This window comes from Pseudomonas sp. V88_4 (genome assembly GCF_029967985.1).
Taxonomy (GTDB): domain Bacteria; phylum Pseudomonadota; class Gammaproteobacteria; order Pseudomonadales; family Pseudomonadaceae; genus Aquipseudomonas; species Aquipseudomonas glycinae.
In genome coordinates this window covers 391,480-413,092 of record NZ_JASCAF010000002.1, presented here as the reverse complement: position 1 = coordinate 413,092, position 21,613 = coordinate 391,480, and the positions used below count along the sequence as shown (strand labels likewise).

The following is a 21,613-nucleotide window of genomic DNA, read 5'->3' as shown; positions in this document are numbered from 1 at the left end:
TTATCATGGCGGGCACGACCCATCTCCGCCTTCAGAGACTGCGCATGACTTTCGATTTTGATCAGGTATTCGACCGCCACGACACCGGCAGCACCAAGTGGAGCCGCTATCCGGCCGACGTGTTGCCGATGTGGGTCGCTGACATGGATTTCGCCGCGCCGCCGGTGGTCATCGAGGCGCTGCAACAACGCCTGCTGCACCCATTGGTTGGCTACAGCGTGGCCCAGGACAACCTGCGCGAGGCCATCGTCGCCGACCTCTGGAACAAGTTCGCCTGGCGGGTCAAACCGCAAGAGCTGATCTTCCTGCCGGGGGTGGAATCGGGTTTCAACATGGCGCTCAAGGCGCTGGTGCAACCGCAGCAGAACGTCGTGGTGCAAACCCCGAATTATCCGCCGCTGCGCCATGCACCGGGCCATTGGGGCCTGAACAAGGTCGAGCTGGAATTCAACGCCCAGGCCGACGGCACCTACGCCACCCCGCTGGACGCGTTGCGTGAATCCCTGACCTTTGGCGGCGCCCTGCTGCTGAGCAACCCGCACAACCCGATCGGCAAGGTCTTTGGCCGTGAAGAACTGCAAGCGGTGGCGGACATCTGCGTGGCGCAGGACGCCTGGATCATCTCCGACGAGATCCACGCCGAGCTGTGCTACGACGGCCGCGTGCATATTCCGACCGCATCCCTGAGCCCGGAAATATCCCGCCGCACCATCACCCTGATGTCGGCAAGCAAGGCCTTCAACATCGCCGGCCTCAAGACTTCGTTCATGATCATTCAGGACGCGGCCCTGCGCGAGCGCGTCAACCACGCCCGTTGCGGCATGGTCGACAGCGTCAATCCGCTGGGCATGGAAGCTACCCGCGTGGCCTACAGCGAAGCCGGTCCGTGGCTCAAAGAACTCAAGCAGTACCTGCAAGCCAACCGTGACTGGCTGGTGGACGCCGTGCGCAGCCGCCTGCCCGGCGTGACCCTCAATGTGCCGCAAGGCACGTACCTGGCCTGGCTCGATTGCTCGGCGCTGGACCTGGACGACCCGCAGAAATTTTTCCTGGACCACGCCCGGGTCGGCCTCAGCCCGGGCCTGGATTTTGGCGATCACAGCCAACGGTTTGTGCGCCTGAACTTCGGCTGCCCGCGTTCGATGCTGGAAGAAGGCATTGCCCGGATGGAGCGAGCCCTCAAGTCCCGGTAATCAAGTCAGGGCAAATCCAAGCGTCAATCCGATCGAACTCACCGCAGACTGGCCGGGTCAACCGGCCTACCTGCCATGAGCCCCGGAGATTGACGATGACTGACTATCCAAAACCGCCGTTCCCAAAACAGGCGCAGCCGGTTCCCGGCTCCCAGCGCAAGATGGAGCCCTACCCCGATTGCGGTGAGCAAAGCTACACCGGCTCCGGTCGGCTGGCCGGCAAGATCGCCTTGATCACCGGCGCCGACAGCGGCATCGGCCGGGCGGTGGCCATTGCCTTCGCCCGTGAAGGCGCCGATGTCGCGGTCGCCTATCTCAACGAACACGAAGACGCCAAGGAAACCGCGCGCTGGGTCGAACAGGCCGGCCGCCAGTGCCTGTTACTGCCTGGTGACATTGCCCAGAAAGCCCAGTGCCAGGTGTTGGTGGACAAGACCGTCGAGCGCTTCGGCCGCATCGACGTGCTGGTCAACAACGCGGCTTTCCAGATGACCCACGAAACCTTCGAGGAGATTCCCGACGACGAATGGGTGATGACCTTCGACGTCAACATCACGGCGATCTTCCGCCTGTGTCAGGCCGCCATCAAACACATGGGACCTGGCTCCTCCATCATCAACACCAGTTCGATCAACTCGGACATGCCCAAGCCAACCCTGCTCGCCTACGCCACGACGAAAGGAGCCATCGCCAATTTCACTGGCGGACTGGCGCAAATGCTCGGTCCGAGAGAAATTCGCGTGAATTGCGTGGCCCCGGGGCCGATCTGGACGCCCCTGATCGTCTCGACCATGCCCGATGAAGAAGTGCAGAACTTCGGCGAGCAAACGCCACTCGGGCGGCCCGGCCAACCGGTGGAAGTCGCGCCGATCTACGTGCTGCTGGCGTCTGACGAAGCCAGCTATATCACCGGCCAGCGCTACGGCGTGACGGGCGGCAAACCGATGCTCTGAACCGCTTGCCAGAAAAAGTGAACCGCTGGACAGGGCGACCTCTCCATACTTTCATGGCCCATTCGGGTTGCAAGAAATCAGGAGGTCGTCATGTCGGGGCGGCATAGAACTGACCTTACGGGCCGCGCGTCATGAGCTTCATCATCTGGGTGGCGGTGCTCGGTGCCGTGCTGCTGACGCTTGCGCTGACGTCGTCGTACCTGCGCTGGATGCCGGTCACCACCTCGGCTGTTTGCCTGCTGCTGGGGGTTGGCATCGGGCCGGCAGGGCTCGATCTGCTGAAACTGCCGCTGGACGAAGCCTCGTTGTGGATGGAGCACCTGACCGAAGTCGCGGTGCTGTTCTCCCTGTTCGTCTGCGGTTTAAAACTGCGTTTGCCGTTGCGCGACAAACGTTGGCGGATTGCATTCGGCCTGGCGGGGCCGGTGATGGTGCTGACGATCATTGGCGTCTGCCTGTTGCTGCATTTTGGCCTGGATCTCAATTGGGGGCCTTCGCTACTGATCGGCGCGATTCTGGCGCCGACCGACCCGGTGCTTGCGGCGCTGGTGCAGGTCAACGATGCGCGGGATGTCGACAGTGTGCGGTTCGGCCTGTCCGGCGAGGCCGGGCTCAATGACGGGATTGCCTTTCCGTTCGTGATCCTTGGTCTGTTGCTGCTGCACGGTGAAGGGTTTGCCAGCGAGTGGCCCACTTGGGTTCTGCGCAGCGTGCTCTGGGCGGTTCCCGCCGGTTTGCTTTGCGGCTACTGGATGGGCCGTGGCATCGGTCGACTGACCCTCTCGCTACGTATCCGCAACGATGACAGCACTCTGAGCCCGAATGACTATCTGGCCCTGGCGTTGATTGCGCTGGCGTATGTGGTGGCGGAATCCATGGGTGGCTATGGGTTTCTGTCGGTATTCGCCGCCGGCCTCGGCTTGCGTCAGGAGGAAGTCAAATCCACCGGCGCCCACCAACCGCCCGCCGAGCACATGGTGCAACCGGTGGTCGGTCATCAGAACGTCGAGCCGCAGCAAGCGGTACACGGCAACACCGAACGGCTGGAAGACAGCCAGGTCGCCGCCGGCATCATGATGGGCGACATGCTCGCCTTCGGTGGTCTGGTGGAGCGGGCGATGGAGGTGTTTCTGGTTACGCTGCTCGGCGTGGTGCTGGTCAGCCACTGGGACTGGCGGGCACTGCTGGTTGGCGGCGTGCTGTTCTGTGTCATTCGCCCCGTCTGCGTGGGGTTGATGCCGTGGGGGGCGTTGCTCGCAGGACGCCAACGGTTATTGATCGGTTGGTTCGGCATCCGCGGCATCGGCAGTCTGTTCTACCTCTTCTATGCGTTGAACCATGGGCTGGGAGACAACGTGGCCACGTTGTGTACCGACCTGACCCTGTCGGTCGTGGCCCTGAGCATTCTGCTGCACGGCGTCAGCACCCAGCCGATCCTCGCGCGCTATGCGCGGCATAAAACACACAAACCCTGAACTCACTTCATCGACCGGGCAATGATCTCCACCAGATTCAGCTGATTGAACGGTTTCGACAGTCGCGGCAACCCCGCTGCAAATCCTTCGAGGCGTTCGGCATAGCCGGTGGCGAGGATGATCGGCAGATCCGGCTTTAGCAGGCGCACGGCGTGAGCCAGTTGCGCGCCGCTCATTTTCGGCATGGCCATATCGGTGATCATTAGATCGATCACCTCGCCCCGTTCGAACAGCTCCAGGGCCCGGGCGCCAGAGGTGGCACTGACCACCCGGTGACCAAGGTCTTCCAGCAGCAGAACCGTGCTGGTGAGTACCAGACTGTCATCATCGACCACCAGCACGCTAAGGCGCGGCACGGTATCGGTGGATGCATTCGAGCCAATCGATTTGGCCGCGGCGCCTTCGATGGCTACCGGCAACCACAGTTCAGCGGTGGTGCCCTGCCCCTTGGTGCTTTTCAGAATGAAGCGGCCACCCAATTGCTCGATGAATCCATGGACCATCGACAACCCCAGACCCGTGCCTTTGCCCAGCCCCTTGGTGGTAAAAAAAGGATCGGTCGCCGACGCCAGCGTGTCAGCGTCCATGCCTTCACCGGTATCGCTCACTCGCAGACAGACATAACGCCCGGCCGCCAACGTTGAATCGTTCTGTTCGTTGACCACTTCGGCTTCGGCACTGAGGGTGACGCTGCCGCCCTCGGGCATGGCATCGCGAGCATTGGTGGCCAGGTTGAGCACCGCCAGCTCCAGCTGATTACTGTCGGCCAGCACCGCTTGCAGGTCTTCGGGGAACTGCGTTTCGATGCGGATCCCCGGCCCCAGTGAACTGCGCAACAGCCCGGTAATGCCCTGTACCAGTTGCGGAATCTCGACAGGTTCGGTCTTGAGTTCCTGACGCCGGGCGAAGGCCAGCATGCGCTGGGTCAGCGACACGCCGCGCAATGCACCCTGGGTGGCGTTCTCCAGCAGACGGCTGACTTTCGGGTCATCGCCGACGCGTTTGCGCACGATTTCCAGGTTGCCGAGGATCACCGTCAGCAAATTGTTGAAGTCGTGGGCAATGCCGCCGCTGAGTTGGCCGATGGCCTGCATCTTTTGCGCCTGGAACAGCGCTTCGCGGGTTTTCTCCAGGGCTTGTCGTGCCTGAGTGGCTTCGGTGACGTCGCGGGTGATCTTGGCAAAACCGAGCAAAGTGCCAGTGTCGCCGCGAATCGCATCGACCACCACATGCGCCAGAAACCGCGTGCCGTCCTTGCGCTGGCGCCAGCTCTTGCTTTCGAACCGGCCCTCGCGCACCGCCGTCTCCAGGGCACGCTGAGGTTCACCGGCCTCACGGTCTTGCGGGGTGTAGAACATCGAGAAGTGCTGGCCGATGACCTCCTCCGGCTTGTAGCCCTTGATCCGCTGCGCACCGGGGTTCCAGTTGGTCACCCGGCCTTCGGGGCTGAGCATGTAGATCGCGTAGTCGGTGACGCCCTGCACCAGCAGACGAAACTGCTGTTCGCTCTGTTTGAGGGTCTCTTCGGCCATCTTGCGGTCGGTCAGATCGCGGGTGATCTTGGCAAAGCCGAGCAATTGCCCGCTCGGGCTGAAAATCGGGTCGATCACCACATGGCACCAGAAATGGGTGCCGTCCTTGCGTACCCGCCAGCCTTCCCCCTCGAACCGGCCTTCGCGAATCGCCGTGTCCAGCGCCCGCTGCGGCAAACCGTTGGCGCGATCTTCGTCGGTGTAGAACCTTGAAAAGTGCTCGCCAAGGATCTCGGCTTCTTCGTAACCCTTGAAGCGCTTGGCGCCGGAGTTCCAGCTGGTAATGATCCCCTCGGGGTCGATCATGTAGATCGCATAATCGACCACCGCATCGATCAGCAAACGAAAGCGCATGTCTTCGATTGCAGCGGACTTCTTGTTCTCGCTCATCAGGCTTGGCTCAAAGCAAATTCTCAATGGCAGGAGTATGCGTCAAACCGGTGGAATGGACAGCTGCAAAAGCATACCGGGCCAGGCAAGGCAAGGGACAGCAGCTCATCGCTGGACATATCTGACGATCCTGGCGTAAAGCGCATTGAAGAGGAAATCCGGTACCTGCGTCGCGTATTGCGTTGCTTTGGACAAGGCCAGATGGCTCTCCCTGACCATTTCATTACGCTCGCTTTCGCCATTGACCGATTTGCTGAAAATACGCTGATAGGCCTCGTAGCTGTAAGGCGTGAATGTCGAGGAAATGGAGAGCCTGTTCTGGCTGTCCAGGCTGTATGTGCTGTGCGCGCGCAGGACCCGATCCTGCAAGGCCCCCAGGCCGCGTTCGTACAGAAAAATCTGCGATCCGCTGACTTTTTTGGCGGCCGCCTCCAGCGTGTACAGCACCGCATGAGCGTTACCAAGGCTGGTTTTCAGCACCGACGGTTTGACGAAACGCTCGAGTTCGCCCTTTTCGAGGCTTTTGAGCCCGCGTCGAACCCCGGAAATAAAGGCAAAGGGGTAGTTGCAGGCGACCACGTGCACTTCCAGCTGATAGCCGGCATTGGCGGCGTACTCAGGCAAGGCGGCAAATTCGATGGTGTCGAATGCGCACTCCAGAATGATGTTGAGTTTCTCGTTGAAGGCTCTTTCGAAAATCTTCTGGCACAGATCGCGGACGAACGTCTCTGTGTGTTCGTAGGCATGCAATACGCCGAATTTGATCATTTCCTCATATTGCGGATGCTTTTCCCGATACTGGGGAAGGTAAAGGCGAACATGGTTTTGATAGCGACCGGAAGGCAGCAGGCTTTTTTCCAGAAGGTAGGTTTTGCCCGAACTTTGCACGCCGGCAGCGACCAGCATCCGGGGTGTGGTCTCGGCCGTTACTGCGGAAAACAGCGTCGGGCTGAGGGTATCGAAAGCAGCAGTGACCTGCTCCGGCGTGTAGGTGTAGTGGTAGGCAGTGGTGACAGACATGCAATGATTTCCTTATCTCGTCTTGAGGGATACCGGTGACCGGCCCTTTGACTAAAGACCGGTTTTCTGACCTCATCAAAGACAAGATATTTACAACGTATGTCACTGTTTTATAGATGATTATTCCTACAGTCTGCGGTGAAAATCGCCCTGTTCAAATTCCCGAAAACGTACGTCAACCCGACAGATTTCCTGCACATTCACTCCCTTCCAGCGACCACCAGCGCGGCAGCAACTGCCGAATCCGGCCCTCGGCAAAGCGATCATCGATCAGCATCACCACGCCGCGATCCTGCTGGGTGCGGATCACCCGTCCGGCGGCCTGTACCACTTTCTGCACGCCGGGGAACAGATAGGTGTAGTCGTAGCCGGCGCCGAAGATCGCGGCCATACGCCGCTTCATCTGTTCATTGACCGGGTTGAGCTGGGCCAGTCCGAGGGTGGCGATGAACGCGCCGATCAGCCGCGCGCCGGGCAGATCGATGCCTTCGCCGAACGCGCCGCCGAGCACAGCGAAGCCGATACCCTGGCTGTCGGCGGTGAATTGATCGAGAAACGCCTGACGCGCCCCTTCGTCCATGCCTCGGGATTGCTGCCACCGGGTGATGTGTGGGTGCCGCTCGGCCAGCAACTGCGCGACCTGTTGCAGGTAATCGAAACTGCTGAAGAACGCCAGGTAGTTGCCCGGACGTTCACTGAACTGGCGGGCGATCAACTCGACAATCGGTTCCAGCGACGCCTGACGATGCGCGAAACGGGTGGAAATCCGGCTGACGATCTGCACCTGCAATTGCTCGGCGCTGAACGGCGACTCGACGTCGATCCAGACCGTGTCGGCCGGGGTGCCGAGCAAATCCGCGTAATAGTGGCGCGGGCTGAGGGTGGCGGAAAACAGCACGCTGCTGCGCGCCGCGGTCAGGCGCGGGCCGATGAACGCCGCCGGCACCACGTTGCGCAGGCACAGTTGCGATAACGGGCGTTTGCGTTCGAGGTCACGTTTGCTGATGTCGAACAGGTAATGCGCGTCGAACAGTTCCGCCACTCGGCCGAACTGCAGCATCTCGAAGTAGAAGTTCTGGAGTCCGCTGTCGAGCCCTTGCGGGTGATCGTTGAGGTAGTCGCCGATGCTCGCCGTGCAGGATGAGAGCGCCTGAAGCAGTTTTTCCGGCGCCTTGTCGTAAGCCTGATACGGCGCCAACTGGTCATTGTGCAAGGCGTTCCATTCGCGGTTGACGCGTTGCAACGACTTCTTCAGGACCTCGGGCGCGGTTTTGCGCACGCTGCCCAGTGTTGCCTGATCGAGCGTCGCGCTGTACATCTGCCGCCCGCGCTCAACCAGGTTGTGCGACTCGTCCACCAGCACCGCAACGTTCCATTGATTGAACTGGGCCAGACCGAACAGCAGAGCGCTGAAGTCGAAGTAATAGTTGTAGTCCGCCACCACCACGTCGGCCCAGCGGGCCATTTCCTGGCTCAGGTAATACGGGCACACCCCGTGTTGCACGGCGACCTCACGCAGCGCGGCCTGATTCAGCAGGCGCAATTGGCTGGCGGCTTCGCGGGCAGCGGGCAAACGGTCGTAAAAGCCCTGGGCCAACGGGCAGGATTCACCGTGGCAAGCCTTGTCCGGGTGTTCGCAGGCCTTGTCCCGGGCGACCATTTCCAGCACTCGCAGGGGCAAGGTTTCGCTGTGATCGAACAGCACTTGCGCCGCATCCAGCGCCAGTTTGCGTCCGGGCGTCTTGGCGGTAAGAAAGTAGACCTTGTCCAGTTGCTGCGGCGCCATGGCCTTGAGCATCGGAAACAGGGTGCCGAGGGTCTTGCCGATCCCGGTCGGGGCCTGGGCCATTAGACAGCGGCCGGTGCTGACGGCCTTGAACACCGATTCGGCGAGGTGACGCTGACCGGGGCGAAACGCGGCATGGGGAAACCCCAATTGCTGCGCCGCCCGGTTGCGCGCTTCGCGGTGGGCCATTTCCTGTTCGGCCCACGCCAGGAACAAACCGCACTGTTGTTCGAAGAACTGCCACAGCGCATCGGCGCTGAACGCTTCGACCAGACAGGTTTCCTTTTCCGTGACGATGTCGAAATACACCAGCGCCAGATTGATCTGCTCCAGCTGCAAGCGACAGCACATCAACCAGCCGTAGATTTTCGCCTGGGCCCAATGCAGCGCGCGGTGGTTGGCCGGCTGTTTGCTCAGGTCACCGCGATAGGTTTTGACTTCTTCCAGGCAGTTCTGCGTCGGGTCGTAGCCGTCTGCCCTGCCCTTGACCTTCAATGGCCCGATTGCGCCCTCCAGCGCCACTTCGTTCTGGTACGCGTCGTTGCGCCGGGACGCCACGGTGCGATGCCCGGCGATGCCCTCCAGCGCAGTCGGTGACGGGGTGAAGCGCAGGTCGAGGTCACCGGTTTTCGCGGTGAATTCGCACAGCGCCCGCACAGCGATGCTGTAGCTCAAGCGCCCTGCTCCGCCCATTGCACGTAACACACGGCGACCGGCATCCGGTGCGTGTTGCAGAACTCCAGCCAGCGCAGCTGGTTGTCCTGCAAACGATCGCCGGGGCCTTTGACTTCGATCATCCGGTAGGTCTTGTGCTGCGGCCAGAACTGGATCAGGTCGGGCATGCCGGCGCGATTGGCCTTGATGTCCAGCAGCAGACGGCTGAACCAGTGCTTGAGGTGTTCGGCCGGCAGACAGGCCAGCGCCTGCTCCAGCAGTTCTTCATTGAGCGCGCCCCAGAACACGAACGGCGACTGCACGCCCCATTTGGCGGTGAACCGCGCGCGGATGGTGTCGGCATAACGGCCATCGTCAAGTTCGGCCAGACAGGTCTGAAACAGCTCGGCGCGGCGGGGCTGGAAGTCTTCATTGAGCAGATCCATCGGCCCGCGCTGGAACGGGTGAAAAAACGCGCCCGGCAATGGCGCGAAGATCGCCGGCCAGCACAGCAGGCCGAACAGTGAATTGATCAGGCTGTTTTCCACGTAATGCACCGGCCCCGTTTCTTCGTGCAGGTGCGCCTGAACGTGATATTCCACCGACAACGCCGGATCGAGACGCGGCAGGTGCAGATCCAGTCGTTCCACCATGCCCGGCGCCGTGCGTTTGATCGGCGGCCCGCCGAGCTTGCGCCGCAGGCGCGGCAATATCCGTTGCAAGCCCTGCTGTTCGGTGGCGGTTTCCGGCGCCTGTTCGGCAATGACCGCCAGTTCCAGGGCCAGCGCGTAGTCGGCGCTGCGTTCCAGCACGCGGATCATCCGCAACCGCGCGCCGGGATAGGCGCAGTCGCGATAGATCTTCAGCGCCAGGGCAAACTCGCCCAGGCGCTCGCAGTATTGGCCGATTTGGAACAACAGCTTGCCGCGCCGACGTTGCAGCCACGGGTTGTCAAAATGCAGCGCCGCGACCTGTCCGACGATCGGCTCCAGCGGCTCGCCGGCTTCGAAATACAGCTGGCAGTCGTGCAGAAACAGGCAGGCATCGACGTCGGCACGGCTGCGCAAGCCCCGGGAATCGGCGCTGAATTCGACTTTTTCGTAGGTGAAGATGCCAAGGTCGGCGAGCACGAACTCCGACCAGTCCTGATAGAGGTTGCCGAAGAACATCAGGCGAAAACGATCACACAGGTCCATCAGCGTCAGGCTGAACAACCGGTCCGCCAGCGCCGGGCACCATTGCCGGAAACTGCGGGGCTCGGGGAATTGTTCGTGCAACTGCGGCAACCAGTCGACTTTCTTGCCTTTGGGCTGGTCGATGGCCGGGCCGAAGGCTTGCAGGAGCTCGGCCTTGAGCAACACCTCGAACAGATCTGTCATCGACAACGGCGCCTGTTCATCGAGCCAGCCGTGATCCAGCAGCGGTTGCGCCGCCTCGGCGATGTCGCCGATTTCCGGATAATTCAGCTTGCCGGCGCGAAAATGCACGCCCTTGCGCATCACCATCCGCACCAGCAATCCCTGGGATCCGCGCGGCAGTGCCGTGAAGTCGCGAATGAAAGCGTGTTCCGCTTCGCTCATCACATCGGCGTAACGAAGCTCAAGCCAATCAAGCACCTGGCAGAAGTTGTTGAGGTAATAGAACGGATCGTCGAGGGGATTGGCAGTCACGGTAATTTCGGGGCCATGGCAAGCAAGTACTGGTTATGCGTACAGATACCAGCCTGCCCCGGCAGGCGCAAACGGAAAAAGATGGGTGGCACATTCATTACGGTTTTTTTCAGGTGGCCATCGAACTTTTCCGGGCGTAATGGCACCAACCGCGTTAGAGGCCGACAATGGTCGAAATGAACAGGAATGCTTGCTTATGAAAATCAAGACTCTCGGAATTCCGTTGGCTGTTGCAGCCTTGCTGACCCTGGCCGGTTGCTCGACCCCGACAGTGGTGACCTTGCAGAACGGCACCCAGTACCTGACCGAAGACATGCCCGATACCAAAACCGAGGACGGCTTCTACGAGTTCAAGGATATTTCCGGCGCCAAAGTCCGCGTACGTGCCGACGAAGTGGCCACGGTGCGCAAGGAAGACTGACGGATACAACATCAAAAAAGGCTGCGTTTCTGTTGGAGCGCAGCCTTTTTTGCATTTGTCAGCGTGGTAACGCCATGCCCGGCAGGGAGCCGTCGCAACTGAAGGGACGCTCGCCGCGGCGAACCAGTTCTTCCTGCAAGCGCTGGCAGCGCTGACGCTCCTGTTGCGCCATGCGGTCGATGCTCAGGTTGCCGGTCATTTCCGGCTCATGGTCTTCGCCGATGCGAACGGTCACGAACGGTTGTTCGGGCTGGATATGAAAGCGGCTTTTTTCTTCGACGGGTTTGGCATCTTCGCTTTTGGCCGGCTCTGGCAGTTGATCGGGTGTCACGCCATAGCGGCTCAGAATCGAGCTGTGAGGCAGATCGGCCCAGGCATTGGCCGACAGCAGCGCCAGTCCCGCGATACCGAAAAACCTCTTGAAACCTTTCACGTGTGAATCTCCTGTACTCGTTGGCGACCCTTACATGACGAACGTTGCCGTCATGGCTTTAGGCCGCATTTCCTGTTGGTGCAGGGATTGGAGTCAGGGAATGGCTGGTGAGTCACTTTTGCTATGGGGAGGGAATACGCTCCCTCCCCACCCTTGCCGTCAGGCGATCACGATCCCGTCGGCATTCAGGCTGTTCAAGGCAACCCCGACCAGCGTTACCGAATCAGCGCCAAACTTCAGCACCGTGTCCTGCCCCACCGCCGTGGCATGGGCGCGGAAGTCGTCGCCCGGCAACACGCCCTGCACGCCGAGGAACACCAGTTTGTCGTTGGCGGTGTAACCCACCACGCGATCCTGGCCGAATGTGCCGTTGAACAGGAAGGTATCCACCCCGCCACCCGACTCCATCAGATCATTACCGGCGCCGCCGACGAACACATCGTTGCCCGCCCCGCCGATCAGATGGTCGTTGCCGTCCAGCCCGAACAGCCAGTCACCGCTGGCCTTGGCCTTGAGGGTGTCGGCGCCGCTGGTGCCTTTCACGCTCGATTCGTACTGAGTGACGTTGTTGCCGACCTTCAGGCCGGTCGCCGTGACGCTGTGGGTCACGTCATCCTTGAACAGGCCCCAGAGGAAGCCTGGCTCCTTGGTGACGATGCTGCCGATGTCGCGGGTGATGCTGATGCCGCCGTTGGCATCGCGGATGTACAGGTTGCCGGCGCCGTCGTTGGCGAAGTCGAACTTGTTCACCGACTGTTGCAAATCGAGGGTGTTGTTACCGGCACCGCCGAGGATGACGTTGTAGCCCCCGCCATCGCGGAAGGTGTCATTGCCGGCGCGGCCCTCCAGATAATCGTTGCCGCTGCCGCCCTGGATCAGGTCGTTGCCGTCGCTGCCGATGATGAACGTGCTGCCCTTGTGGGTTTCGGCGTTGCGGTTCAGGTCCTGCACCCAGGTGTTGGTCCGTGCCGGATCCGACAGATTGGCGACGATGATCGTCGAATCCTTGCTGGTCAGGTCGTAGAACTTCGACTCGATCACCCGGTTCATGCCGTCGCCATAGGCGGTCGGCAGGTGTGAGATCCAGGTCGGAATGTTGACGATCGAGAACGGCAGCACATTCCACGCCGCCGAGGCGTAATGGTCGTTGAAACTGACGATGTTGTCGGTCGCCGACTCCTTGGGTGCGTCGTGCACGCCGAGGGAGGCGCCGGTGAATGTCGAGCCGTCGAGGGCGCGGAACACCGGGTCGTTTTCATAGCCGACGTTGAGCACCTTGTCGGTGCTGCTCTGGGTTGGCGAGGCGTAGGCGATGTAGTTGGAATCCTGGAAGAACCCGCCCCATTTGCTGGTGCTCAGGTCCGCCATGCTGTTGACCGCCAGCCCGCCGAGGCTGTGGCCGCTGACCAGCACGTCTTTGCCGGTCAGGCCATTGGCCTTGGCGAACGCCACCACATCGTTCATCAGGTTGCCGAAGGCTTCGCCGACGTAGTTCCTGGCGTAATCCTTGGGGCCGAACGCGGCGAGCAAGTCGTTAATCACGTCACCGATGGAATCGCCGATCAGGATTTCCCGCGGGCCGCTGGTGCCGCGAAAGGCGATGCCGATCTCCGTGAGATGGCCCTGAGCGTCGTATTTGCCGAGGATTTCCACTTGGGCGCTGGTGTAGCCGGCCTTTTCGCCGAAGAAGGTGCCCCGGACATCGGTCTTGCCTTCGTAACCCAGTTGCGAGGCGGTGATCGGGGTCCAGCCGGCTTTTTTCACCGCGTCGAGTGCGGCTTTTTCCGAATCGGGATTCCACGGAATACCGGGAATCACCCCCTGGGAATCCGTGCCGCCGATCAGCGCGGTCACCAGCGTGGCCGGCAAGCCGAGGCCGAAGCCGTTGTGCTGATAACCGACGGCAAAGCCGTTATCGAGGTTGTGATAGGAGTACAGCGTAATGGCCATGGCGTCGCTGAACAGCGCCTTGGATTCCGCCGTACCGAAGTTCTTGTAGTCATACACACCCATTGCTGTTGCCTCTCTTTTTGTTGGAATTGTTCAGAGATAGCTCACAACCAGAACGCCCCTCCCGAGGCGCCCCGGAGCATTTCAGTACAACTTTCGTTTGTCAGGCGAAGACGAAACTCGAATCCGACAGGTTAGCCACACCGACCCCGATCAGCGTCACGGCAAAGTCGCCAATCTTCAGCACAGTATCGCTGCCGGACTGCGACGCGTGTTGCTTGTAGTCGTAGCCCTGCCCCGCGCCTTCGACGCCCATGAACACCAGTTTGTCGCTGCCCTGGTAGCCATTGATCGCGTCGAAGCCGAAGGCGCCGCTGAACAGGAAGGTGTTGTTGCCACCCACCGCGCTCATCACGTCGTTGCCGGCACCGCCGACGAAGGTCACGTGGGCCTTGTCGCTTAGCAGGTGATCGTTGCCGGCCAGTCCGAACAGCCAGTCGCCGTCGGCGGTGGCTTTGAGGATGTCGCCCATGGCGCCGCCGCTGAGCGAATGGTTGTACTGGCTCAGTTCGGCACCGTTGGCCAGGCCTTTGGCGGTGACCGTCCAGGTGATTTCCTTGCTGCCCCACCACGAACCCGACTCCTTGCTCACCAGCGCGCCGATGTCGCGGGTCATGCTGATGCCGCCGTAGGCGTCACGCACGTACAGCGTGCCGTCGCCGTCGTTGGCGAAGCTGAAGTTCTGCAGCGGCTTTTGCAGCTCGAAGGTGTTGTGGCCCTGGCCACCGAGCAGGATGTTGAAACCGCCGTCATCACGGAAACGGTCATCGCCGCCCAGGCCTTCGAGGAAGTCGTTGCCCGCCCCGCCCTTGAGCCAGTCGCCGCTGTCGGTGCCGATGATGAACGTGCTGCCGGTGTGCGGCTCGCCGCTGCGGCCCAGATCCTCGACCCAGGTCTTGCCCCGCGACGCTTGCTCAAGGTTGGAGACGATGATCGTCGAGTCCTTGTGCGTCAGGCCGTAGAATTTCGACGCGATCACCCGATTCAGGCCGTCGGCATACCCCAGCGAGCTGTGGGCCGACCAGTTCAGCGGATTGGCAATGCTGAACGGCACCAGGTTCTGCGCGGTAGACGCGTAGTTGTCGTTGAAGTTGACGATGTTGTCGGTGGTCGAATCGTGCGGTTTGTCGTGCTTGCCCATCGACGCGGTACTGAACGTGGTGCCGTCGAGCACGCGGAACACCGGGTCGTTTTCGTAGCCGATGTTCAGCACGTTCGTGCCGGTGCTGCTCTGGGTCGGCGAGGCGAACGAAATGTAGTTGGCGTCCTTGAAGAACCCGCCCCAGTTGCTCGCGCTCAACTCCGCCACGCTGTTGACCCCGAGACCGCCGAGGCTATGGCCGCTGACAAGTACGTCCTTGGCCGCAATGCCGTGGGCGACAGCGAAAGCCGCTACCGATTTGAGCAGGTTGTCGAAGGCGTTTTTCGCGTACTGAGTGGCGTAGTCCGACGGGCCAATGGCAGCCAGCAGATTGTTTTTCATGTCGCCGAAGGTGTCGCTGTAACCCAGCCCGCCGGTGCCGCGGAAGGCCACGCCGATGCCGATCAGCTTGCCCGCGGCGTCGTACTTGCCGAGCACTTCGGCTTCGGCGCTGGTGAAGCCGTCCTTCTCGCCGAAGAACGTGCCCTGTGCCCCGACCTTGCCCTGATAGCCCAGCGCCGTGGCGCCGATCGGCTTCCAGCCTGTACCGGGCAAGGCTTGGCCAGTCGGCGTGTAGGCATACAGCGTCAGGGCGATGGCATCGCTGTACAGCGCTTTGCCGTCGGCATTTTTGTAATCGAACAGTCCCATGTTGTGCTCTCTCTTCCTTTAAAAAACGGCAGTTCTCGAAAGAACTGCCGTTACCCCTTAGAACTGCCAGTCCAGCGTCAGGCCCACGCCGTGGTCCTTTTCGTTGGAGCCGATCAGCCCGTTGTAGTCCAGGTTGACCCGAACATCGCGGTTCAGCGCCAGACCGGCGCGCACACCGACCACCGCGGCATCTCGATCCATCGACACACTTTGCACGGTGAACGCACTGTTGCCATTGGCGAACGCCAGGTGACTGTCGGAATCCACGCTGCTCAAGTTGTGCTGCCAACCCAGGCTGGCGCCCAGTTCCAGCTGGTGTTTCTCCGACAGGGCAAACGTGCGTTTGGCCCGCACACCGAGGGTCGACAGCACCACATCGCGGTTGTCTTCACCGCCCTTCAGTGCGGCGGCATCACCCTTCTCGGTGAAGCTGTCGCTGTTGAGGTGCACGTAGGCCAGATTGGCGAACGGCTCCAGGTTCATCGGTTGCAGGCCCAGGTCGTAGGCCGCTTCGGTGAACAGTTGCGCGGTGGTTGCATCACGCTTGGTCTTCTGTTTGCCGCTGACGCCTCCGAACTGCAGGTCGCGTTTGACGTCGATGCGGTGCCAGCTGTAGGCCGCACCGGCGGTCAGACGCAACGCATCGATCTGATGACCCAGGTAAGCGCCCAGGTGATAGCTGTCGACCGAGGCGGACGAATGTGTCCCGTCTCCCATGCTCAACGAGCTGTCGCTATAACCGGTAACGAAACCCAGACGGGTATCTTCAGCGATCAAGCCGTCGACCCCGGCCAGCAGGCCGCCGATGGAGCTGGTGGAATCGGCGTATTTCGACCCGCCATCGCTCTTGCCCCAGGCGCCCAGCACTTTGAGCCAGGCGTTGCTGCGGTCATCGGTCGGCGCGCCGGCATCGAACAGATCACGCTCGCGCAGACGTTCGCCCACGGCATCGCGCAGGTAGCGGCTGTCGTTGATCAGCAGCGTGCCGATGGCCGGGTGAATCTCGCCGGACAGTTGCTGGAAGGCATCCTGCGCAGCGGCCGCCGACGGCGACAGCAACAGGGTTTCGAACAACGCATTGCCGGCGCCGAGGCGTTCGGCGGCTGCACCGACCGCGCGCTGGTTCGGGGTCAGGCCGACGCTGGCGAACGAGGCGCCATTACGGCCGACGTCCAGTTGCACACCGCTAGCCGAGTAAGCCAGGGTGCCGCCGAGGAACGCGTAGTCGGGCAACACTTGCCCGAACTGCCCTTCAATGCCGCCCGCTGCCTGCAAGATGTTGAACTGGGTGCCAAGCAGGCTTTTCACTTCGCCGGTGGTCAACAGCGTCGGGCTGTTTTCCAGCGACAGGGTTACGGTTGCGCCTTCGATCAGCGCTTTGCCACCGGCGACGATCCGGTCACTGCTGGTCGGGGACACTTCCACCGCGTAGATCGAACCTGGGGCGAAGGTCACGTCACCGGCCACGTTCAAGGTGCCGATGGAATTGCCCGGCGCCACGGTACCGCCGCGATTGGCGGTCAGCGCGGCGATCCGGCCGTTGCCGCCGAGGACGCCGCCCTCATTGACCGTCACCGCCGATTGCAGCGAGCCGTTGATTGCCAGTCGCCCCTGATTGACCAGAGTCGGGCCGCTGTAGGTGTTGTTGCCTGTCATCACCAGAGTGCCGATGCCTTGCTTGGTCAGACCGCCATGACCGGAAATATCGTTGCGCCAGGTGTCGAGCCCGCAGGTGATGTCGTTGCACACGCGCTCGGTGGGTTTGCCCGCATCGATGATCGCGCCGATGCCTGGCAGATCGGCCACGAACTGGCCGGAACCGTAGGCGCCCTGGATGCGGAATTCTTCGGGAATGTCCTGCTCGGTGACGAACATCGCCGGGCCGTCGATGCCCTTGCGCAGGTTGATCATGCCCCAGCCGTACAGGGCGTCGATGCCCGGTGCGCCGAGGTCAGTGGCCGTGGTGCGCAACACGCTGGCGACCTGATCGCCGGTCATGTACGGGAAGCGCTCCATCAGCACTGCCATGGAGCCGGCCACGTGTGGCGCGGCCATCGAGGTGCCGTTGTAGTTCTTGTAGCCGGTGGTCAGGTTGTCGGCGTTGGTGCCTTCGATGATCGAACTGTAGATCTGCGTGCCCGGTGCCGAAACGCAGAAACTGGCGGTGTAGCCGCAGCGCGAAGAAAACGTACTCATGATGTACGGATTGGCGCTGGTCTGATCCGGGTTCCTCTGCAATGCGGCGACGGTGATCCAGTTCGGCGCGATGTCCGGCACAAAGTAACCGAGGCCGGCGATGGCGTCCGGGTTGTTCAGGTTGTAGTCGTTGCCCGCCGCGAAAATCGTCACGATCCCGCTGCGTGCGGCGGCGATGGCACCGTCGTAGGCGCCGCCGGGTTTGGTGCCCAGCAGTGTGCGGATCTCGTTGAACTGCAGTTGCGCATCGTTGACGGTGAAGTGCGGATACGCCGGGTCGCGGCCACCGAGGTCGAAACGGTCGGTGATGCCGATGCCCCAGCTGTTGTTGATGATCCGCGCGCCGCTGGCGATCAGCGCATCCCAGCCGGCCTTGTACACCGCGCCGTCGTTGCCGCGCACGATGCCGTCTTCCGGGCCCGGGTCGCCGTTGTCGGCGCTGATGATCTGTGCACCGAATGCGACACCGTGCATCGGCCCGCCGTCACGGCTGCCGGCGGCGATACCGCCGACGTGGGTGCCGTGGGCGCCGAGCTTGCCGTCGGAACCGACCGAGGGCGAGCCGTCATAGCGGAACGCGTCCCCGGCTTTGACCGGGATGTACGGGTCGGTGTATTCGCGGATCCCCGAGGTCACCAGGGTAATGACCTTGTTGCTGCCGGAAAACTCCGGATGCGCGGCGTAGACCGGTTGGTCGAAGATCCCCAGTTTCACGCCCTTGCCGGTGTAGCCGGCGGCGTAAGCGTAATCCGCGCCGATGGCGCCCAGGCCCCAGTCGGCCTTGAACTCGGCACTGCGCCAACTGCCCGGATCCCCTGCCCGGCCGCTTTCCACGTAGGGCGCGGCGTGCGCGCTGCCCCAGGTGGCCATCGCGCAGAGCAAGGCAAAGTTCAGAGTTTTCAGGCGAAAGCATCCACCCGATTGCGCGGGGGTGTTGTTGTTTTTCATCCAGCGACCTTCCTTAGTGATGTTGCGAAAAATCCGTGTGTTTAGAACTGCCAGTTCAGGCTCAGGCCCACGCCGTGCTGCTTCTCGCGGCTGGCCAGTTGTCCGGTGTAATCGAGGTTCACCCGCACGTCGCGGGTCAGTGCCAGGCTGGCCTGCACGCCGACCAGCGCGGCGTCGCGCACCAGTGGCGAGCTTTCGACCGTGTACGGCGCGCTGCCGCTGGCGAAGCGCAAATGCTGTTCGGAGTCGATGTCGGTCAGGCTGTGCTGCCAGCCCAGATGCCCGCTCACGTCCAGTTTCTGCGCGGACGGCAGGTCAAAGCTCTTGATCGCCCGCACGCCGAGGGTGCTCAGCACCGCATCGCGCTGGTCGTCGCCGCTTTTCAGCGCGGCGGCGTCGCCCTTCTCGGTGAAGCCGTCGGTATCGAGGTGCACGTAAGCCAGGTTGGCGAACGGTTCCAGGGCCAGCGGTTGCAGGTTCAGTCGATAGGCCGCTTCGCCGAATACCTGAGTGGTGGCGGCATCGACTTTGGCTTTCTGCCTGGCGCTGACGTTGCCGTACTGCAAGTCGCGTTTCACATCGGCGCGATGCCAGCTGTAGGCGGCGCCGGTGCTCAGACGCCACGCGCCGATGTCGTGACCGGCGTAGGCGCCGAGGTGATAGCTGTCGACCTTGGCCGAGGAGTGGGTGCCCGAGCCCATGCTCAGCGAGCTGTCGCTGTAACCGGTGACCAGACCGATGCGGGTCTGCTCGTCGACCGCGCCGTCGACACCGGCCAGCAAGCCACCGATGGAGGTGCTGTAACCGGCGGTATCGTGGCGCGAGTCGGTTGTGCCCCAGGCGCCGAGGGCCTTGATCCAGCCATTGCTTTGCGTGGCTTGGGCGTCATGCAGGCGTTCGCCGATGGCATCGCGCAGTTGCCGGCTGTCGTTGATCAGCATCGAGCCGAGGGCCGGGTAGATTTCGCCACTCAACTGTTGAAAGGCTTGTTGCGCGTCGCTGGCGGTGGCCGACAACAGCAGGCTTTCGTAAACCGAACTGCCCGCGCCCATGCCTTCCACGGCGGCAGCCACAGCACGTTGATTCGGGGTCTGGCCGACGCTGGCGAAGGATGTCGCGTTGCGTTCGACACTCAAGCCGATGCCGTTGCCGCTGTAGGCCAGGCTGCCACCGATGAACAGATAATCCGGCAGCACTGCACCGAACCGACCCTGAATGCCGCCCGCCGCTTGCAGAATGTTGTACTGCTGGCCGAGCAGGCTTCTGGCTTCGCTGGTGCTGAGCAGTGTCGGGCTGTTTTCCAGCGACAGGCTCACGGTGGCGCCGTTGATCGACGCATTGCCGCCGGCGACGATGCGGTCGCTGCTGGTGGGAGACAACTCCACGGCGTAGGTCGAGCCTGGCGCGAAGGTTACGTCACCGGCCACGTTCAAAATACCGATCGAGTTGCCCGGTGCCACACGGCCACCGCTATTGGCGGTCACTGCGCCGATCCGCCCTGAGCCGCCGAGGGTGCCGCCGTCATTGACGGTCACGGCGGAGGTCAGCGAACCGTTTACCGTCAGCAGACCGCCATTGACCGTGGTCGGCCCGCGATAGGTGTTGTCACCGGTCAAAATCAGTCGACCTTCACCGGACTTGATCAGACTGCCTTGATAAACCCGACCGGCCGCCGCTGCGTCGCGGGCCATGCCTACGGCGTAATCGGTTTGATCCTGTTGGCTGGCACCAGCCGGCACACCGTTCTGCCAGCCCTTGCTTTGCAGGGTTTGCTGCCAGGCGCTTTGTTCGGCGAGGTCTTCGCTCTGGCGCTGGATCAGCGCCTTGTCGCTGATGTCATTGCTCCAGACATCGCTCTGCCCGGCCGCCAGATTCGCGTCAAAAGCCCCGAGCAATTGCCCCGGCCCGCGCATCGCCCGGTACAGGTTGGCCACGCCCCAGCCGACTCGCTCGGTCGGCGCGTCGGTCACCGAGCCGTCGAGTTGAGTGGCGGTGGTCAGCAGCACTTCGAGAGCCTGCTGGTTGTTCATGTACGGGTAGCGTTCCATCACCAGCGCCAGTGCGCCGGTGGCGTGTGGCGCGGCCATCGAGGTGCCGGATTTGATCGCATAACCGCCGTCGGGAATGGTGCTGTCGATCTTTGCCCCCGGCGTGGTGATGCACCAGTATTTGGCGATGCCGCACTGGTTGTACTTTTGCTGATTGCTTTGGTCGAGACCGGAAACTGCCAGCCAGTGGCCTTCCAGGTCTGGCTGAAAGTACGGCAGCGCCGAACGCACGCTGGCATTCGGGTAGCCGCTGTTGCCGGCGCTGAACACGTTGATCACGCCACGACGGGAAACGTCTGCCGCCGCATCCAGCCAGGTGCCCTTGTTCCAGTGCTGAGCGTAAGCGGCGTGCAAGTCCGCGAGGGTTCGGTAACTGACATCCGGCGGCTGGCTGCCCCAACTGTTGTTGATCGCCCGCACGCCGGCATCGGCCAAGGCGTCGTACACCGCTTTGAAGTAACGCGGATCAGGGTTGGGGCCGAACAGGAAACTGTCGTTCTTGTTGGTGTTGCCGACGTAGATCTGCGCGTTGTACGCCACGCCATGCATGCCGGTGCCATCGCGGGACGCGCCCATGGTGCCGACCACGTGGGTGCCGTGGGAGTCGTTGTTCGGGTTGAGGGTGCCGTTGACGTTGAATAGCGAGCCGTCGAGGTAGCTGCCGCTGGCCAGCACCGGGTGATAGCGGTCACGGGCGAATTCGGGATGGGCGGCGTCGAAGCCGGAGTCCAGCGCGCCGATTTTCACCCCCTTGCCGGTGATGCCGACGGCGTAGGCCTGATCGGCCTGCATCCGGCCCAGGCCCCAGTCCCGCAGGAATTCGGCACTGCGCCAACTGGCCGGATCGCCGGGTTTTCCGGCTTCGAGGTATTGGGCCTGAGCCTGGGTCGAAGAAATCACAAGCAGCAGGGTGCCGACCGAAATCGGCTTGATGCGTACGTCCATGTTCACCACTCACTTTTATTGTTTTATGCAGGTTTATTCTGCGGTGTTGCCCATTCCCCTCACCCCAGCCCTCTCCCCAAGGAGAGGGAGCTGACCGAGGTGTCTTGCGTCATACATCGACCTGAAAAAACCGGGTCGATGCTGGAT

At 62.1% G+C, this 21,613-nt stretch carries 13 protein-coding genes; 4 read left to right on the top strand and 9 right to left on the bottom strand.

All coding sequences use genetic code 11. From position 1 onward, the window contains the following. Positions 1-44 precede the first annotated feature (44 nt). The 3 genes from QLG12_RS04450 (at position 45) to QLG12_RS04440 (ending at position 3,621) form a co-directional block, all read left to right on the top strand. Positions 45-1,193: a PatB family C-S lyase gene (locus QLG12_RS04450; RefSeq protein ID WP_282473992.1), complete on the top strand. Its 1,149-nt coding sequence runs from the start codon at positions 45-47 to the stop codon at positions 1,191-1,193. A 95-nt stretch (positions 1,194-1,288) separates the two neighbouring features. Continuing rightward, entirely contained in the window at positions 1,289-2,146 is an 858-nt protein-coding gene (locus tag QLG12_RS04445) for a glucose 1-dehydrogenase (RefSeq protein WP_236192881.1), read from the top strand. Positions 2,147-2,277: 131 nt separating this feature from the next. Next, positions 2,278-3,621, top strand: a complete 1,344-nt coding sequence (locus QLG12_RS04440) for a cation:proton antiporter (protein ID WP_282473991.1) — start codon at positions 2,278-2,280, stop codon at positions 3,619-3,621. A 2-nt stretch (positions 3,622-3,623) separates the two neighbouring features. Here the strand turns inward: QLG12_RS04440 and QLG12_RS04435 are convergent, their stop codons facing one another. The 4 genes from QLG12_RS04435 to QLG12_RS04420 all read right to left on the bottom strand — a co-directional run bounded on the left by QLG12_RS04435 (position 3,624) and on the right by QLG12_RS04420 (position 10,673). Continuing rightward, positions 3,624-5,543, bottom strand: a complete 1,920-nt coding sequence (locus tag QLG12_RS04435; RefSeq protein WP_282473990.1) for a PAS domain-containing sensor histidine kinase — start codon at positions 5,541-5,543, stop codon at positions 3,624-3,626. Positions 5,544-5,648: 105 nt separating this feature from the next. After that, a complete protein-coding gene (locus QLG12_RS04430) occupies positions 5,649-6,563 on the bottom strand; it encodes a zeta toxin family protein (protein WP_282473989.1) in 915 nt (304 codons plus the stop codon). 175 nt (positions 6,564-6,738) lie between these two features. Beyond that, positions 6,739-9,024, bottom strand: a complete 2,286-nt coding sequence (locus QLG12_RS04425; RefSeq protein WP_282473988.1) for an ATP-dependent DNA helicase — start codon at positions 9,022-9,024, stop codon at positions 6,739-6,741. Beyond that, the gene (locus QLG12_RS04420; protein WP_282473987.1) at positions 9,021-10,673 is read right to left on the bottom strand and encodes a VRR-NUC domain-containing protein; all 1,653 of its coding nucleotides are present in this window, start codon (positions 10,671-10,673) and stop codon (positions 9,021-9,023) included. Before QLG12_RS04420 ends, QLG12_RS04425 begins: the two co-directional genes overlap by 4 nt. Positions 10,674-10,869: 196 nt before the next feature. Here QLG12_RS04420 and QLG12_RS04415 point away from each other — a divergent pair, with 196 nt between their 5' ends. After that, a complete protein-coding gene (locus tag QLG12_RS04415) occupies positions 10,870-11,094 on the top strand; it encodes a YgdI/YgdR family lipoprotein (RefSeq protein ID WP_039768348.1) in 225 nt (74 codons plus the stop codon). A 58-nt stretch (positions 11,095-11,152) separates the two neighbouring features. On the opposite strand, the gene QLG12_RS04410 is transcribed toward QLG12_RS04415, so the two are convergent. From QLG12_RS04410 to QLG12_RS04390, 5 genes are all read right to left on the bottom strand, one after another. Then, a complete protein-coding gene (locus QLG12_RS04410; RefSeq protein ID WP_282473986.1) occupies positions 11,153-11,527 on the bottom strand; it encodes a hypothetical protein in 375 nt (124 codons plus the stop codon). A 159-nt stretch (positions 11,528-11,686) separates the two neighbouring features. Then, entirely contained in the window at positions 11,687-13,540 is a 1,854-nt protein-coding gene (locus tag QLG12_RS04405; protein WP_282473985.1) for a polyurethanase, read from the bottom strand. A 100-nt stretch (positions 13,541-13,640) separates the two neighbouring features. Further along, a complete protein-coding gene (locus QLG12_RS04400) occupies positions 13,641-15,329 on the bottom strand; it encodes a polyurethanase (RefSeq protein ID WP_282473984.1) in 1,689 nt (562 codons plus the stop codon). A 57-nt stretch (positions 15,330-15,386) separates the two neighbouring features. Next, positions 15,387-18,473, bottom strand: coding sequence for an autotransporter serine protease (locus QLG12_RS04395; protein WP_282473983.1), 3,087 nt, complete (start codon positions 18,471-18,473; stop codon positions 15,387-15,389). A gap of 41 nt (positions 18,474-18,514) precedes the next feature. Beyond that, positions 18,515-21,466 carry an autotransporter serine protease gene (locus QLG12_RS04390; protein WP_282473982.1) on the bottom strand — a complete coding sequence of 984 codons (2,952 nt, stop codon included), beginning with the start codon at positions 21,464-21,466 and terminating at the stop codon, positions 18,515-18,517. Between the last annotated feature and the right edge of the window lie 147 nt (positions 21,467-21,613).

Coding starts and splice junctions, on each gene's coding strand:
- QLG12_RS04400 (WP_282473984.1), bottom strand. CDS start 15,329: ATGGGACTGTTCGATTACAAAAATGCCGACGGCAAAGCGCTGTACAGC.
- QLG12_RS04435 (WP_282473990.1), bottom strand. CDS start 5,543: ATGAGCGAGAACAAGAAGTCCGCTGCAATCGAAGACATGCGCTTTCGT.
- QLG12_RS04405 (WP_282473985.1), bottom strand. CDS start 13,540: ATGGGTGTGTATGACTACAAGAACTTCGGTACGGCGGAATCCAAGGCG.
- QLG12_RS04415 (WP_039768348.1), top strand. CDS start 10,870: ATGAAAATCAAGACTCTCGGAATTCCGTTGGCTGTTGCAGCCTTGCTG.
- QLG12_RS04440 (WP_282473991.1), top strand. CDS start 2,278: ATGAGCTTCATCATCTGGGTGGCGGTGCTCGGTGCCGTGCTGCTGACG.
- QLG12_RS04430 (WP_282473989.1), bottom strand. CDS start 6,563: ATGTCTGTCACCACTGCCTACCACTACACCTACACGCCGGAGCAGGTC.
- QLG12_RS04450 (WP_282473992.1), top strand. CDS start 45: ATGACTTTCGATTTTGATCAGGTATTCGACCGCCACGACACCGGCAGC.
- QLG12_RS04390 (WP_282473982.1), bottom strand. CDS start 21,466: ATGGACGTACGCATCAAGCCGATTTCGGTCGGCACCCTGCTGCTTGTG.
- QLG12_RS04395 (WP_282473983.1), bottom strand. CDS start 18,473: ATGAAAAACAACAACACCCCCGCGCAATCGGGTGGATGCTTTCGCCTG.
- QLG12_RS04445 (WP_236192881.1), top strand. CDS start 1,289: ATGACTGACTATCCAAAACCGCCGTTCCCAAAACAGGCGCAGCCGGTT.